Raw genomic sequence first — 17,478 nt, forward strand, 5'->3', positions numbered from 1 at the left:
GATATGTCATGAAAAAACTAGCTTACGCCGTCCTAGCACCGGCCTTATTACTAGCGGCTTGTGCGAATGGAGAAGCCACGACGACGAAGGTCGTCAAGGATGTACCAAAAGGGGTTCAATCGGACGTCAAGATCGCCGTCATCCGCAACCTGGCATCGGACGACCATACGAAACAATTCCTTGATGGCGCACGAAGTGAAGGCGAAGCGCTCGGCTTTAAAGTCAGCACGTTCATTTCGGAAGGTAACGATGTCAAGTTCAAGGAACTGGTCGCGCAAGCGATTCAGCAAGATTATGACGGGCTCATCATCTCGCACGGTAAGGAAGACTATGCCTATGACATGATCAAACCAGCAGTCGATAAAGGACTAAGGGTCGTGACGTTCGATACGGTCACGAAGAAAAAAGGAGCATCTCTACAAGGCGTGACGGAAACGTTCCAAAACGATCATCAACTTGCGAAGCTATCACTCGATGAAGTGACGAAGGTGACGGACAAAAAGCCGGTCCGTGTCATCAAACTCTGGTTCGGACCAGGTTTTGCCCCGCTCGATCGTCGTCAGGAAATCTATAAGACGTACGAAGCAGACGGAAAAATCAAAACGCTTGAGACGGTTGGACCGACGAACTTCCAAGATGTCCAAGGGGATATCGCGACAAAGATGAATGCCATTCTCGCGAAATACCCGAAAGGAAGCGTTGATGCCGTTTGGGGAGCATGGGACGAAGTCGCAAAAGGCGCTTACAAATCGCTCAAGGATAATAAACGTCAAGAAATCCCATTGATCTCGATCGATGTCTCAAATCAGGACATCAACCTGATGCGTGAGAAAGGCAGCAACTGGGTTTCGACGAGTGCGGTGGATCCATTCCTGATTGGACAAACGGACATGCGACTACTGGCTAAGAAAATCGCCGGAGAGAAGACACCAGATAGCTTTGATCTCGATGCGAAACTCGTTGAGCAGAAGGCATTGAAGCAGGACACAACGATGTATAATCTCGATACGATCATCAAAGGTTGGAGTACGTCGGATAAATTCAATGAGCCGTGGATGGACCGGTTGCGTGACGTCCATAAAAAACAATGACGTCTATCAATCATCACCTGGAAATGACCGGGATTTCACTTGCGTTTCCGGGAGTCCAGGCACTCAAGCAAGTCTCCTTTGAGGTGAAGTCTGGTGAAATTCATGCGCTTGTCGGTGCGAATGGTGCCGGTAAGTCGACGCTGATGAAAGTCTTATCTGGAGCGGAAACAGCGGACGAAGGAATCATCCGTCTTGACGGGAAAGAACTGTCAATTCAATCTCCGCGTGATGCAAAACGAATCGGGATCGATCTCGTCCAACAAGAGGTTGATGTGGCGCTTGTCCCGTATTTGACGGTTGCTGAGAATATCTGTCTCGATCTGTTGACGGACGGAACAATGACGGGTTTGGTATCCCAACGCCGTTACATACAGCGTGCGAAAGAAGCGTTAGCGACATTACAGGCGGATATTTCCGTCAAGACACGTGTCGAAGAATTACGTCTTGCTGAAAAGCAACTCGTATTGATTGCACGCGCCCTCGTTCAGGAACGTCGTTTTTTAATTTTGGATGAACCGACGGCACCTCTCAGTCAGGCGGAAACAAGCCATCTCTTTTCAGTCGTGCGTCGTTTAGCGGAACGGGGACTTGGGATCATTTTCATTTCCCACCGCCTACAAGAATTGTATGACATTTGCGACTCCATCTCGGTCATGCGCGACGGTCAACTCATCTCGCGACATCTTTTGGCAGACATCCCGAAAGAAGCTGTCGTTGAGCAGATGCTCGGGCGTAAGCTTACGTCTGTCGCGAAAACGTCACGGATCAATGCGACGAACGTACTGACGGTCGAGAGTGCCACGAATGCGGACGTCCGCGACATCTCCTTGACGGTTCAAGCAGGGGAAGTCGTTGGTATCGCGGGTCTTGTCGGTGCCGGTAAAACGGAATTATGCAAAGCATTATTCGGTGATCGCCCGTTTCAGGAAGGGGAGGTTCGTATAGGTGGAAAAGCCCATCGCCTTTGCAATCCACAAGCTGCGATTCAAGCGGGAATCGGTCTCGTTCCGGAAGAACGGCGAAAAGAAGGAATTCTTGTTGCCGATTCTGTCGCAGAAAACCTGACAGCAGCGGCAGCTCATGATTTCGTCAACCGCTGGGGACTGATGGATCGTCGTAAAGAAGTCGAACAGGCATCGAAATGGGTTAAGGAGCTGGGCATCAAAGTGGCAGACGTGAAACAGGAAGTAGGTCAACTATCCGGTGGAAATCAACAAAAAGTCGCCATCGGAAAATGGTTACTGACCGATGTTTCTGTCCTCGTCTTAGATGAACCGACGAAAGGTGTCGATGTCGGAGCTAAACAAGATATCTATCGTCTGATTGACGAACTCGCGCAACAACAAAAAGGGATCCTTTACGCGACGAGTGAATGGGATGAACTTTTGACCGTCACGGACCGAATCTACGTCATGTTCGATGGACGGATTGTCCATGAAACGAAGACGGCGGATACATTAGAAGAAACCTTGTTGTGGTATGCGACAGGAGGAGGGCAACGATGAATGAGGTAGTATCAAAACAAATGAATCGGGGGAAAGGTTTACGTCCGGTCCTTGGATTCTTGAACGACTGGGGGATCGTCCTCGCGATCCTTGCCCTCGTCCTGTTTTTTGCGACGACGGCTCCAACATTCCTACAAGGGACGAATTTGATCAATATTTTACGAAGTATCTCCATCGTGACGATCATCGCGATCGGCTTGACGGTTTCATTGACGATCAATGGATTTGACTTATCCGTAGGATCAACTGCAACACTTGCAAGCTCCTTCGTCGTCTCATTCTTCGTCTGGTACAGTCTTCCACTCGGTGTCTCGATTGGTCTAGCACTCCTTCTGTCTTTAAGTGTCGCCTTGTTGAACATCTTACTTATCGTCTGGTTTAAGATTCCGGATTTGTTTGCGACGCTTGCGACGATGTTCATCGTCGAAGGTGCCGCGATGACGTATACTGGTGGTGGTTCAATCAGTGCCGGAATGCCGCGCTTAGACGGTACACCAACAGTCGGCACAATTCCGGAGGCGTTCGCGAAAATCAGCCAGGCGCCTTGGATCATCGTCATCATGCTCGTCGTCGTCGCTATGACACATGTCTTTTTAAGTCATACGCGACACGGTCGTTTTCTCTATATCATCGGTGGGAATCCAGAAGCCGCACGACTGACGGGAATTCGTGTCAACCGCTACCGGGCACTCGCATATCTGATTGCTGGGTTACTTGCTGCAATCGGTGGGATTTTGCTTGCGTCACAAGTCGGATCGTCGCAAATCAACGCCGGGTCCGGTTACTTGATGCCAGCGGTCGCAGCTGCCTTCATCGGCTCGTCGTTCGCAGGGCAAGGAAAACCGAATGCCCTGGGCACACTCGTCGGGGCTTGTCTCGTCGGGATTCTTGAAAATGGTCTTGTCATGTTGTCTGTTCCATACTATTCGTTGAATATCATCAAAGGGCTGGTCCTTGCGGTCGCACTCGCGACGACCTATGCGCGGTATCGGAAAAAATAATTAAAATTCGACGTTTCATTTATAACATATTCGGTAATATTCAATATATGAAAGGATGGTGATGCACATGAATGATTACCAATGTAGAGGGAACGATCGCATGTCGCTTCTGAAAGAAGAGGATCACCGGACTTGACGAACGTTGTCCATTGACACGGATGTATTCGTGTTTTACGTGCAACTGCACGGTTCAAGAACGGATCACGGCATGTGTTCGTTCCTGAAACAAATAAGGGGAAACGCTACGGCGTTCCCCCTTTTTCACGTGCTTGAAACTGCTCGTATTTCTTTAAAAGTATAGCGGAATATGAGATGATATAAAAAGTCAGAAAATTCAACTACTATGAGAGCAAGGGGCCTGACAATGCGAACATACACTAAGGAGATTCAAGCGATTATCGACAACGTAGAGAAAGTCATCATCGGTAAGGAAGATGTCATCACACAATCATTGGCAGCATTACTAGCGGGCGGTCACGTTCTATTAGAAGACGTACCGGGAGTCGGGAAAACGATGCTCGTCCGTGCGTTCAGCCGATCGATCGGGTTGACCTTCAAACGTGTTCAGTTCACGCCAGACCTACTTCCGTCAGATTTGACGGGTGTATCGATGTATAATCAGAAAACAAGCCAGTTCGAATATAGACCGGGTCCTTTAATGGGAAACATCGTCTTAGCCGATGAGATCAACCGAACATCACCAAAAACTCAATCTGCCTTACTCGAGGGAATGGCGGAAGCGAACGTCACCGTCGATGGTGAGATTCATACGCTTCCGAATCCCTTTTTCGTCATGGCGACACAAAACCCGATTGAACATGAAGGAACGTATCCGTTACCAGAAGCACAACTCGACCGTTTTCTCGTCAAAGTCAAAATGGGTTATCCTGATTTCCAGCAAGAAATGAAGTTGCTCACGCGTTTTGAACGGGATGAACCAATCGAAATACTCGAAGCTGTAATTGGTCGCGAGCAATTGCTCCAGATGAAAGAAGACGTCAAGAACGTCCATGTCTCACAGCCTGTCAAAAAATATATCGTCCATCTCGTTCAAGCGACACGGACGAATGGGTCACTCTACCTCGGCGCGAGTCCTCGTTCTTCGATCGCCTTGATGAAGGTCGCGCAAGCGTGGGCGTACATGGAAGGACGCAGTTTCGTTTTGCCGGATGATGTTAAACATCTCTTGATTCCAGTCCTGTCACACCGCCTGATTTTGACAGCGGATGCGCGTTATCACGGTCAATCGTCGGAACGGATTTTAGAACAGATCAAAAAAGAGGTTGCTGTACCGATCCAACAAGACGTGGAGTCCCTATGACGAAGTGGCAAATTGGTTGGCGTTACGCTGTATTACTTTTGACGACGGCAGCCTTATGGGCATATGCGCGCGTTGATGGCGGAAATGTCGCTTCCTTGCTGTTTTACGTCATGGCTGGTCTGACCGTCTACTGGACGCTCTTCCTCGTTTGGCCCGTCACGCAGGCACTTGCGACGCGCGAAGTATCGAACAAGATGCTCGTTGCTGGAACCGATATCCCGGTTTCCTTACGGGTTCGTCGACGTTTTCCGTTTCTCGTCGGAGCCGTCGAAGTGACGGAGGTGATTCCGAACGAACTCAGTGAAGAAAAACTCGATATCAGCCGTCCACTCCGAGCCCATTACCGGAAGACGGAGCAAATCGATTACACGATACCATCGATTCGTCGAGGGGTGTATCAGATTCCAGGCTGTATCGTCGAAATCACGGATCCATTCGGGTTATTCAAGCGGAAGCGGATGTTTCCGGTCGAGACGTATCTTGCGATTGAACCAGCGCGCCTTGCCGTTCAGCTTCCCCATGAGGAAGACCGTGGCGATGGCGGGATCTCACCGGTGTCACTTGATCTTCGCCAGTCGTCCTTTACCGTCGTCGGGGTCCGGGAATACGTCAGTGGGGATCGGATGAATCAGATTGACTGGAAAGCGACAGCGAAACGCCAAGGGTTGATGACGAAGACGTTCGAACGAGAGCAAGAACGGGAGACGACGATCGTCTTTGATGAGGGAACGGAGGCGGGTGAAGCCTTCGAACGTGTCATCTCGATGCTCGCAGAAACGACGGATCAGTTGAACAAACGACGACTGAGCTATCGGATCCATCTCGTCGGGCATGCCGTTCAATCATTGTCATTACCACTTGAAGGAGCGAAACTGACGCATTACCTGATGACGGCGCAACCGAGTCGGACGCGGACGTTCATCGAGTCATGGGAGTACTCGTCTAAGGCGCTTCGATTGAGCGGGAATGTCCTCTTTATCACACCGGATCTTGAATCAAACAATAAACTATGGATTTCGAAGATTAATCAAGAAGCCACCGTTCATGTCTATACACCAGAACGGAGGGGAGTGCGATGATACGACGATTAATCTGGAACGCCATCGCAGCAGCCCTTTTGACTTGTTTCATGCCACCACTTCTCGAACTGACGACATTCGAGCATCTTTGGTCCTTCTTACCGATGCTGTTCCTGCCTTTACTGTTATCGCATCTCGCGCGACGTTACTTCTTACTTGGCAGTCTCGCGGGGCTACTATTGTCGTTCTACTTGATTTTGACACCGGGTTCTGCACCGTGGGGAATTTTTACGGAAATCAGCTCGGATATTCGAAGTGTCATCAATGGTGAATTACCGGGACGACCAGCCTTTGCGCTGTCGATTGGTTTGATCAGTTTCTTGATCGCTTATCTCGCGCGCCGGACGTTCCCGAATCGTGGGTTCGTCTTCGGACTTGCCTTCGGAGTCATCGGGTTCATTGCCTATTGCGATACCTGGACGGATTACTCGGGAGAGACGTTCATTCTTTATCCGATCATCTTGTCTTTGGTATTGCTGTATGCGACGGAGGTCAATGAACGACCGCGTGCTTCCTACGTACGCCCACTGAGCGCATTATTCATCATGGGAGCTGTCATCGTCGCTGCTGTCCAAAGTCCTGTCATCAATGCGACATGGCAAGACAGTTGGTATGATTTGACGTCGGGTCTTGAAGGGGAAGGGGAGCCGACAAATGCGATTCAGAAGGTCGGATACGGTAACAATGATGAGCAACTCGGAGGACCATTCCAGATGGACGACCGGGAAGTCTTCCAAGTCGAAAGTGAAGGGAACCGCTACTGGCGAGTCGAGACGAAAGACATCTATACTGGTAAAGGTTGGATCTTGTCGGAGTCAAACCCTGAAATCGATGGACGTGGTTTTTTCTCGACCTTCGGTACAGAGGTCAAGACCCGCGAAGAGACAGCAACATTTGAAATGGCGCGTGAATTACCATTCGTGCCATATAATGGTGACAATGTACGGGTCGAAGTGAATCAACAACGACAAAATGTGTTGGTTGACCCCGAGAATCAAAAAATTTCGTATCTCGACGAGGCGGATCGTCAACGGAACTATCGAATCGACTATTCGTACCCACTCTTTACGGAAGAACAGCTCCAGACAGATGAACCCGTCAATTTATCGGAGAATGAAACGGAGCGGTATCTCCAACTGCCGGAAGGTTTACCGCAACGAGTTCGTGATTTAGCGGAACAAATCGTCGAGGGTGAGGAGACACCATGGGACAAAGCACGGGCGATTGAAAATTATTTCGAAGAAGAAAACTTTGAATACAATACAGAAGATGTTGCTGTACCGAAAGAAAATCAGGATTACGTCGATCAGTTCCTGTTCGAGACGAAACTCGGATACTGTGATAACTTCTCGACGTCAGCCACTGTATTACTTCGGGCAGCTGGGTTACCCGCACGTTGGGTGAAAGGATTCACGGGGGGCGAATCCGACGTCATCGGAGCTGCCGTGACGAGTTATACAGTACGCAATAAAAATGCCCATTCGTGGGTCGAAGTTTACATTGAAGGACCAGGCTGGGTACCGCTTGAACCGACAGTCAGTTTCGATGGAGCAGGACAATACACGATCGATCGGGAAACGAATAACGAGACGGAACAAGCAAACCCGCAACGTGAGACAGAAGATAATACGGAGACAACGACGCCAAATCGTCCTCAAGAAAATCTTCTCGATGAAGAACAGACGACTAGCGCCGGACAGACGGAGCAGAAGTCAATTCCATTTTGGCCAATCTTCCTGACGGCACTTGCTCTCTTGTTCCTCTACTTGTTCAGAAAACCGATTATTCGGACGCTTGCGATTCTCTTCTTCCGGAGACAGATTGAACGACCGGAAGGATTCCGACGGATGTATCGGTATCTCTTGCGGCGTCTTGATAAAAAAGGATTCCATTATCAAGATGGTCGGACGCTTGCGGAACTTGCTCACGAAGTCGATAGGTACTACGAGACGTACGCGATGCGACCGTTGACGGATGCTTACGAGCGGATGGTTTATGGTGGAGAATCATTATCAGTCGAGAAAAAACGTGAATATTTCGAAAATATCATTCGTCATGTAGAGGGTTGATATTTACGAAACGATACAGGTACAATGGGAACAACGTAAATCACACACATGCAATCTCCTTTGTATATACTCGCGAATATGGCGCGAGAGTCTCTACCGGGTCACCTTAAACGACCTGACTATGAAGGAGCAGACCCTTCGTATACATTTTTTTGTGAAGCGGCCTGCTCTTTTTCCATTTTATCCATGGGCGAAGAGTGGGCTTTTTTCATAGGGTGCGCATGAAATCAGAAAGGCGGGAACAGATTTGGAAGCACATTTGGACCAGGAAATGATTCTCGTCCTCGATTTTGGAGGACAGTACAATCAATTGATCACACGTCGTATTCGGGACCTTGGTGTCTACAGTGAATTGCATTCGCATAAAATCACTGCAGCTGAAGTAAAAGAAATCGCACCTGCTGGTATCATCTTCTCGGGTGGTCCACGTAGCGTCTACGCAGAGGATGCGTACCGGTGTGACCCGGAAATCTTCGACCTCGGTATTCCAATCTTCGGAATCTGTTACGGCATGCAGCTCATGTCACAACATTTCGGCGGAACAGTAGAACGTGCGGGACATCGTGAATATGGAAAAGCCACATTGACGTTACAAGACCCGTCACCGATGTATGCGAACTTACCGCTTGAACAAACGGTCTGGATGAGTCACAGTGACCTCGTCACATCTGTGCCAAACGGATTCGTCGTTGATGGGACGAACGTGTCATGTCCAATCGCTTCGATCAAGAACGAAGAGTTGAAAATGTATGGTGTGCAGTATCACCCAGAAGTAAACCATACGGTCTTTGGAAAAGAATTGCTCAAGAACTTCCTCTTTGAAGTCTGTAAATGTGCAGGCGACTGGTCAATGGAGAACTTCATCGAAATCGAAGTAGCGAAGATCCAAGAACAAGTCGGCGATAAAAAAGTTCTTTGTGCTCTTTCAGGTGGTGTCGACTCGTCTGTCGTCGCAGCTTTGATTCACAAGGCAATCGGTGATCAATTGACATGTATGTTCGTCGATCATGGTTTACTGCGTAAAGGTGAAGCGGAGAGCGTCATGAAGACGTTCGCGCATCACTTCCACATGAACGTCATCAAGATTGATGCACAGGATCGTTTCCTCGACAAACTCCGTGGTATCTCGGATCCAGAGCAAAAACGTAAAATCATTGGTAACGAGTTCGTCTACGTCTTTGATGAAGAAGCTTCGAAGCTGACGGATATGGACTTCCTTGCCCAAGGTACGCTCTACACGGATATCATTGAGAGTGGTACGGATACGGCACAAACAATCAAATCACACCACAACGTCGGTGGATTGCCAGAAGACATGCAGTTTGAATTGATCGAACCGATCAATACGTTGTTCAAGGATGAAGTCCGTGAACTCGGGAAAGAACTTGGTCTTTCTGATGAAATCGTCTGGCGTCAGCCGTTCCCAGGACCAGGTCTCGGAATTCGTGTCCTCGGTGAAATCACAGATGAGAAACTCGAAATCGTCCGCGAATCTGATTTCATTCTTCGGGATGAAATCAAAAAAGCAGGACTCGAGCGCGAAATCTGGCAATACTTCACAGTCCTTCCTCCGATCCGTTCGGTTGGTGTCATGGGCGATGAGCGGACATACGACTATGCCGTCGGAATCCGTGCTGTCACGTCAATTGACGGGATGACTTCAGACTGGGCACGTATCCCATGGGACGTGCTTGAGAAGATTTCGGTTCGAATCGTCAACGAAGTCCAGAACGTTAACCGCGTCCTGTACGATGTGACGTCGAAACCACCTTCAACGATTGAGTGGGAATAATAATGAATCAGCACCACGTTTCTGTAAAAGAACGTGGTGGCTCATAAAGCACGTCATATCAGTGTTTTAAGAGGTATTTAAAGGAGAAAGGCGAAGATAAGTCTGTTTCATCCTTAACAACTCTATTTCAAAATGAAGCTCTCTTTTGTTCACATAACGTGTGAATGAAAGGGGCTTTTTTCGTGAACAAATGTATGGAATTAATGTAATTGGATTGATACAATAATAAAATCTTTAAATATTTTGCTGTGATAACTATATAAGGGGTGGAATTTTTGTCGGATTGGAAATGGAAAGTTCAATATAGTGCTGAAGTAGAAGGCGTTTATTTTGAGAAACCGATTATATTCTTTGATACAGAGTTTGAAATGAGAGTCAAAATTAGTTTTTTAAATGTAAATGATTCTTCGAAAGGTAGAATTGATTTTTTATTCCTTGATTTTAACTCAGATAATAAAGAAGAAAGTAAGCAAAAAACAAAAATAATCGTAGATAATTTTATAAATATTATGGCAGATAGATTTTTATTAAAATCTACATGTCCTTACATTTCTTATATAAGCGAAAATGGAGGGGAAGAAACAGCCATAGGTAGAATCACTTTAAAAAAGCCTGAAAGTGTTAATTTGAATGCAAATCATGCAGATGAAATAATTAAAAGCTTAGGTGACAAAAGCTATTTAGATTTTTTGGCGAATAATGGGCAAAAAAATTTATTTAAAGCGATTATGTTTTCTGAAAATAAAGTAGGCAGTTTCGTCGCAATGTATAGTATTTTAATGGAAATAATAATCCATCATGGGATCGAGAATGGTAAGGGACAAGCAAAAGTTGACGATTTTATAAGAGCACAATCTATTTGGAATGTTTCGGATGATAAAAATAGTGAGTTGCATAAAGATAGACAGGGTATTCCATATAAAGAAACTAAATATACTTGGCTTAGAAATCAAATTGGACATACAAACTTAAAAACTAATTATTTAGAGGTCGAAAGAGAAATTGAAAACTCTTATGCAGATTTAGTCGAGCTTGTTCGATGTGCTATAAATAAATATATAAAATAAATTCTAAAGATTTAACTATCCTGTAATGTGACGTCAAAACTACCTTCATATGATTAAAAACGTTTGGTAGAGACTTATTTAATAAGTCTCTACCAAACGTTTTTACAATACTTACAAATTAATGATGATAAATGTAAAAAATGGTATTATTGCTTTGGGGTGATAGTATGGGAGATTCAAATATATTAGAAGTTGATATTGATTCACTCGTTTCTAAGTTGGATTCTTTTGTTAAAACGTTACATTTCTATAAAGATGATTATTCCATAGGAAATAATAATGAACATATAGGGATGTGTATTAATTATGCGGATCTTATAGAAATGAGACAGGAATTTTTAGAGGAATTACAGTCTACCGTTATATCTTATGTTTATGATAAAAAAAAGCAAGAAAAGTTATTAAATCAATTTAATATAGGTACTCAGCGAGATGATGGGTCAGCCTGGATAAAGCTATACCAACATACCAGAAAAAAATTTAGACGAAATTCATTACAAGGTCAATTCTCTGAGTTATTAATTTTTAATTTATTACAGTATCACTTTAGAGCGATTCCATTGTTAAGAAAAATGCCGATAACAACTAATCCTAATTTAGAAAGAAATGGTGCAGATGCAATTCATATTAATATTGAAAATGGGATATACAAGATATTTATTGCCGAAGCCAAAACTTATAATAGAAAAAAAGGTGGTCTTAAAGAGGGGTTAAAAGATGCGATTTCAGATTTATATGAAAAACATTACATTAATCATAGAAATGAACTTGACTTATATATATATGAAGACTTTATCAGTGCGGATATTGAACAAATAGCTATCGACTACAAAGAAGGAAATAATCTGAATCAATTTGAAGTACACCTTGTTTGTATTGTTACATATGATATGAAAAAAGATATAGACCTAACATCTCGAGATACTGCATTAAATTCGTTAATTCAAGATATCAAAGACGAAACAATGAACTTTACAACTTTAAAAGCATATAATGACTTTCCTAAGCACTTACGTCCAAGGTTAAATTTAATAATGTTTTCTGTAAAAGCTCTTCAAGATTTAATTGATGATTTTACTAAACAACTGGGGTGAAAATAGAATGGAAGTAGATGATAAATTAATAGGAGATCTTTTAAAGCATGATTTGAGAGCATTTTCTTTTAAGATTGGAGCAATCGACTTAAGACCTGATTTAGATGTTAAATTGGCTACTAAAGCTTTGAATTTAGCAGAGAAACTATCACGAGACTTTAATAACACTGTTTCAAAACAAAAGTGTTTATTAATATGTGGTCTTATTTGGGAGCATAGAAATATTGAATGGGAAGGTTTAGTACCATTTATGGTGAGATTGTTGACCAGGATAGGGCTTTCACCAAGTACTATAATGATTGATCAAAATATTGATAATGAATCACTTACCTATAGTGGGTTAGGAAGTATTTTAGATGAAACTTATGTAGCTTCATATTTAATTGATAGTGAGGTGGAAGTTTCTAAAGGAAATTCAATTTTGCTATCACAGTTTCAAAAAAGCATATGGATGACTATAGATGAGCATAAATTTTTAGGAATCTCAGCACCAACTTCTGCGGGGAAATCTTATGTATTAATAAATAAAATTATTTCTATGATACAGGCAGATAAGAAGAAATTTCTTTTTGTTGTACCTACATTAAGTTTAATAAATCAACTTTCGAAAGATTTTGCCAAAAATCTAAAGAGCAGAGGTTTCGATGATGTAGTAATACATCAAGTAGTACCAAATGATTTTTTCGAAGATAATCTTATACATATATTTATTTTGACTCAAGAGAGATTAAGCACAGGTTTAAATGGGAAAAATAATTTTCTTGAAGAATTAGATTTAGCAGTTTTTGATGAAATTCAAAATATTGAACGAGCAAATTTAGAAGACGATGAAAGAGCAAAAAGATTGTATGAATCAATTTTAACTTTAAGAGATGAATTTAATCCTCATAAAATAATTATTAGTGGACCTAGAATAAGTAATATCTCGGTTTTAACTAAGCAATTATTTGGACAAAAGGCCGTTGCTTTAAGTACCAATGTACCACCGGTAGTTAATATAACTTATTCTTTCTCGTATAAGAATAAAAAGTTAATTTTGAATCAATATAATTACATAACAGAAAGTCAACAATCTATTGAATTGAATAATGAATATATGGATAAAAAACTTTTTGGAAAACAAAAGTATGGAAAAGAAATAGTAAACTTACTATTGAAATTAATTGAAGGACTAAATGAAGATGAATCAGGATCAATAATTTTTTCGCCAACTGCAAATTATGCACCCAAGATAGCGAGTATGATTTCGAGTGAGATGCAACAAAATAAATTGAATAAAGAATTAACTGAATTAATAACTTATATTTCGGATACAGTACATCCGAAATATAGTTTAATAGGATGCTTAAAAAAAGAGTTGGCTTATCATCATGGCAAAATGCCAATGCATGTGAGAAATGTTGTAGAGATTGCTTTTAAAGAATTATTAATTAAAAATTTGGTTTGTACAACTACTTTAATACAAGGAGTTAATCTACCTGTTAAAAATATAATTACTAGAAATCCGCATTTGTTTACAAGGAGAAACGTTAATAATGTAAATCCAACCCTGTCTGGATATGATTTTTCAAATTTAAAAGGTAGAGCAGGAAGATTAATGCAAGATTTTTTAGGGAGGACGATAATTCTTGATGAAGAAATGTTTGTGAAAGAGTCTATAAATCCTGAAGAAACTCCTGAAAAAGAAATTAACACGGGTTATGCATCGAGATTTAATGAACACGAGGAATATATTTTGAAGGAGTTAAATAATAATACTGAAGTGAGTTTTCATACTTATGAAAAAGATATTTTGATTTACATAAGACAAACCATAATCAAGTACGGCTTAAAATCTAGTACATACTTAAATAGAGTAGGAATATTTTTATCAGAATTAGATATAAAAAAAATCAATGTTGCAATGAGTAGCTTAAAAGTTAGTAAAGAAATTTGCATAAATAACAGGTACTGGGATCCCATAACATTGAATCGTTTGAAAAAACTTTATGAGAATGGTTCTTTTCCTTCGATTCCGACTAGACCGAATGAAAATGATTTTGTTGAAAAAATTATGGCTTGTTTAATTTTTATAAAAAACCACTGTTCTTTGCAGTATTTTAAATACATCAATATTACAGAGGAGAATTGGTTATACGCTATAGTTATTACAGCGCAAAAATGGAGCTCGGGTGATTCTTTAAAAGAAATCATTTCGTGGAAAAAGGATATAAAGGAAGAAGATGTAGAAAAGGTTTTAAATAATATTAATTCAATGGTATCCTACAACATACCTATAGTTTTAAAACCTTTAGTTGAGATTGTAGGAATTGAGAATAATTTATTAGCTTATTTAGAAACAGGATTATTTAATCCTATTCAAAGAAAAATGCTTGAGTTCGGAATAAATAGAGAGTTGACAATAAGTTTATTTAAAACGCTCACTAAAGATGAAATCGAAAAGTATAATTCAGGAAAGTTAAATGATAAAAGTTTTAAAACTATTTTATCGAGTAAATTAAAGTTTTTAAGTACTTGGGAACAAAAACAGTTAAAATTAATAGTATAAATTTCTTTTTTTTGAAATTACGAACGTTCGGATAAAATAAGTGGTTAAATTTCGTTTTTATGGTTGACCCATGAATTTGACCGTGCTACGATGTGTCTGTTCTTATTTTTCATACCACTAAAAAACATAAATAATGCCGTATAATTCTGGGGATAGGGCCCGGAAGTCTCTACAGGAACACCGTAAAGGTTCCTACTACGGCGCACACGCAACATCGTGCGCTTATTGAAACGGCTTTTACCGCTTAGGTAAGGGCCGTTTTTCGTTTTCAAGGAGACGGCTTATTTGGAAGGAAGGCAATCATGAGCACACAATTGAAACAGCCACACCAACCGAAAGCAAAAGAAAATGCGATTGCGCGTTTCTTTGATTTCAATGGGCTTGGTACGAACATGCGTACAGAGTTCATCGCCGGCATGACGACGTTCTTCGCGATGGCGTACATCTTATTCGTCAACCCGAACACATTAGCAGAGGCAGGCATGGATGCGGGAGCGGTATTCGGTGCTACAGCGCTCGTCGCAATCATCGGTTCCATCACAATGGGAGTATTTGCGAATTATCCAATTGCGCTTGCACCGGGTATGGGTTTAAACGCCTTCTTCGCATATAGTGTCGTCATTGGCATGGGTATTCCATGGCAAACTGCACTTTCGGGCGTTCTCGTCTCAGGTCTCGTCTTCATGGTATTAACGGCTTCAGGCATTCGTGAAGTGATCATCAATGCGATTCCAGAGCCGTTGAAAATGGCAGTCGCAGCAGGTATCGGTTTGTTCATCGCCTTTATCGGCTTGAAAACAGGTGGTTTAGTTGTCGCGAACGAAGCAACACTTGTTTCGCTCGGTGACCTAAGCAAGGGAACAACACTTCTCGCAGTATTCGGTCTTGTCGTATCAGCTGTCTTGATGACACGCGGTGTCAAAGGCGCGATTTTCTTCGGAATGATTATAACGGCCATTGCCGGAATGATTTTCGGATTAATTCCAGTTCCGACTAGTTTTGGTGAAATCGTTTCAGCACCACCAAGTATTGCACCGACCTTCGGACAGGCATTTCTTCACTTTAATGAAATCTTCACGGTCCAAATGATGATCGTCATCCTGACTTTCTTCTTCGTTGATTTCTTTGATACAGCGGGCACGTTGGTTGCGGTAGCAAACCAAGCGGGTCTAATTAAAGAAAATAAAGTACCACGCGCAGGTCGCGCATTAATCGCTGACTCAACAGCAACCGTAGCCGGTTCGATTCTCGGAACATCGACGACGGTTTCATACGTTGAATCCAGTGCTGGAGTCGCAGCAGGCGGTCGTTCAGGGATGACAGCCATCGTTACAGCATTGTTCTTCGGTCTCGCTTTATTCTTCTCACCGTTACTCGCGATCATCACTGCGCCGGTCACAGCACCCGCATTGATCATCGTCGGTGTATTGATGGCAGCTTCATTGCTGCAAATCGATTGGAAAAAATTCGAGTATGCGGTTCCGGCTTTCTTGACCGTCATCATGATGCCATTAACGTATTCGATCGCAACAGGGATTGCATTCGGTTTCCTCTTCTACCCGGTCACGATGATCGCAAAAGGACGAGCAAAGGACGTACACCCAATCATGTACGTATTATCACTTGGATTCCTCGGTTACTTCATCTGGTTGCACTAATTCAAACTGCGTCTTTCTTCTATATAGAAGAAAGACGTTTTTTTGTTAGGGAGAGGGTAAGGGAGAAGAGAGAGGGTGATTCAGATGTTACAGCAGATTACTGGACCTGTATTCGAGTACTTGGCTGAGAATAAGTTACTTATTCAATTCGCCAGAAAAGTCGGGTTACCACTTGGTGGAACATTGTTCGTCGGAGGGCAGGGCGCGGAAGAGACACTCGACACAGTCAAACAGTTCAATCAAGATGGACGAGCGGCGACAGTAGATTGTTTAGGCGAATTCATCGAGACTGAACAAGACGCAGTAGATATTGCGAATGAATGCATCAAAGTCATCGGACAAATCAAAGCATATGATCTAGATGCACAAGTATCTTTAAAACTTACTTCAATCGGATTAAGGATTGATCCAGATATCGCCTATCAACAGTTGAGTCGTATTGCAGAGGTTGCTGATCAGAGAAATATGCGTGTGACAGTCAACATGGAAGAAGCTACGATGGTTGAGTCGATTGTGCAAATATTTGAACGCGTGCATGAACGATATCCGAACGTCGGAATTGCATTACAGGCAAATGTATACCGCAGTCGTTTTGATCTAGAACGTCTTCAGGCAACAGTACGTGTCGTCAAAGGCGCATACGATGGAGACGATGAAACCTATATTCAACCTAAAAAGACCGTCGATGAGACGTACCTTCAATTAGTGAAGATTAATTTGTTAGAAGGCAACTACACGCAAATCGCGACACATGATGAACAAGTTATTCAGCAAATCATTGACTTTACTCAAATGAAACAAATTGATCCATCACGGTTTGAATTTCAAATGCTTCAAGGCATGCGACCAAAACGACAACAAGAGTTAGTTCGACAAGGTTATCGTGTCGTCATCTACGTTCCGCATGGTTTGGACTGGTATACGTATTTGATAAGACGGCTAGCAGAACGCCCAGCGAATATCGCGTTTACAGTAGGCGCCATGTTAAGAAGGTAAAGACTTTGCGAAGAGGATTTAAACTCTTTGCAAAGTTTTTTTAAAATAATGCTTGTGTTTGTCGAATTTTGTTGTTATATTAATAAATGTTCCAGCGAGACGCCTTTTATAAACGGTTCGTTGGGGCTGAAAAGTTTTTTAAAAAGCATGGTTGACATAAACAAAACAACCTGTTAATCTATTAAAGTCGCTAAGGCGGCAGACGAACTTTGAAAACTGAACGATGAGGCAAAAATCGTATTCTACGGAATACAAAA

Annotated in this window: 12 protein-coding genes and 2 riboswitches; all 12 genes read left to right on the forward strand. The window is 42.7% G+C overall.

Features of this window, described 5'->3' with window-relative positions; all coding sequences use genetic code 11:
- The first annotated feature begins 8 nt into the window (after positions 1–8).
- Positions 9–1,091 carry a sugar ABC transporter substrate-binding protein gene (locus Q7C19_RS12510; protein WP_375092263.1) on the forward strand — a complete coding sequence of 361 codons (1,083 nt, stop codon included), beginning with the start codon at positions 9–11 and terminating at the stop codon, positions 1,089–1,091.
- 23 nt (positions 1,092–1,114) lie between these two features.
- Positions 1,115–2,596: a sugar ABC transporter ATP-binding protein gene (locus Q7C19_RS12515; RefSeq protein WP_375092264.1), complete on the forward strand. Its 1,482-nt coding sequence runs from the start codon at positions 1,115–1,117 to the stop codon at positions 2,594–2,596.
- A complete protein-coding gene (locus tag Q7C19_RS12520) occupies positions 2,593–3,597 on the forward strand; it encodes an ABC transporter permease (protein ID WP_308102131.1) in 1,005 nt (334 codons plus the stop codon). The genes Q7C19_RS12515 and Q7C19_RS12520 overlap by 4 nt, the downstream gene beginning before the upstream one ends.
- A gap of 364 nt (positions 3,598–3,961) precedes the next feature.
- Positions 3,962–4,918: an AAA family ATPase gene (locus Q7C19_RS12525; RefSeq protein ID WP_375092265.1), complete on the forward strand. Its 957-nt coding sequence runs from the start codon at positions 3,962–3,964 to the stop codon at positions 4,916–4,918.
- Positions 4,915–5,997: a DUF58 domain-containing protein gene (locus Q7C19_RS12530; RefSeq protein ID WP_375092266.1), complete on the forward strand. Its 1,083-nt coding sequence runs from the start codon at positions 4,915–4,917 to the stop codon at positions 5,995–5,997. Before Q7C19_RS12525 ends, Q7C19_RS12530 begins: the two co-directional genes overlap by 4 nt.
- Positions 5,994–8,066: a transglutaminase TgpA family protein gene (locus Q7C19_RS12535; RefSeq protein ID WP_375092267.1), complete on the forward strand. Its 2,073-nt coding sequence runs from the start codon at positions 5,994–5,996 to the stop codon at positions 8,064–8,066. Before Q7C19_RS12530 ends, Q7C19_RS12535 begins: the two co-directional genes overlap by 4 nt.
- 40 nt (positions 8,067–8,106) lie before the next feature.
- Positions 8,107–8,208: riboswitch (purine riboswitch) on the forward strand.
- 129 nt (positions 8,209–8,337) lie between these two features.
- Entirely contained in the window at positions 8,338–9,858 is a 1,521-nt protein-coding gene (gene guaA / locus Q7C19_RS12540; protein ID WP_375092273.1) for a glutamine-hydrolyzing GMP synthase, read from the forward strand.
- Between the two features lie 275 nt (positions 9,859–10,133).
- A complete protein-coding gene (locus Q7C19_RS12545; protein ID WP_375092268.1) occupies positions 10,134–10,925 on the forward strand; it encodes a hypothetical protein in 792 nt (263 codons plus the stop codon).
- 167 nt (positions 10,926–11,092) lie between these two features.
- Positions 11,093–12,019: a HamA C-terminal domain-containing protein gene (locus Q7C19_RS12550; RefSeq protein WP_375092269.1), complete on the forward strand. Its 927-nt coding sequence runs from the start codon at positions 11,093–11,095 to the stop codon at positions 12,017–12,019.
- Positions 12,020–12,026: 7 nt separating this feature from the next.
- On the forward strand, positions 12,027–14,567 hold the full coding sequence (locus Q7C19_RS12555; protein WP_375092270.1) for a DEAD/DEAH box helicase: 2,541 nt from the start codon (positions 12,027–12,029) through the stop codon (positions 14,565–14,567).
- Positions 14,568–14,683: 116 nt separating this feature from the next.
- Positions 14,684–14,785: riboswitch (purine riboswitch) on the forward strand.
- Between the two features lie 135 nt (positions 14,786–14,920).
- Entirely contained in the window at positions 14,921–16,225 is a 1,305-nt protein-coding gene (locus Q7C19_RS12560; RefSeq protein WP_035411623.1) for an NCS2 family permease, read from the forward strand.
- 84 nt (positions 16,226–16,309) lie between these two features.
- Positions 16,310–17,221 carry a proline dehydrogenase family protein gene (locus tag Q7C19_RS12565; RefSeq protein WP_375092274.1) on the forward strand — a complete coding sequence of 304 codons (912 nt, stop codon included), beginning with the start codon at positions 16,310–16,312 and terminating at the stop codon, positions 17,219–17,221.
- The last annotated feature ends 257 nt before the right edge of the window (positions 17,222–17,478 follow it).

It is taken from the genome of Exiguobacterium sp. PHA03 (assembly GCF_041945985.1).
In the GTDB taxonomy this organism is placed as follows: Bacteria; Bacillota; Bacilli; order Exiguobacteriales; family Exiguobacteriaceae; genus Exiguobacterium_A.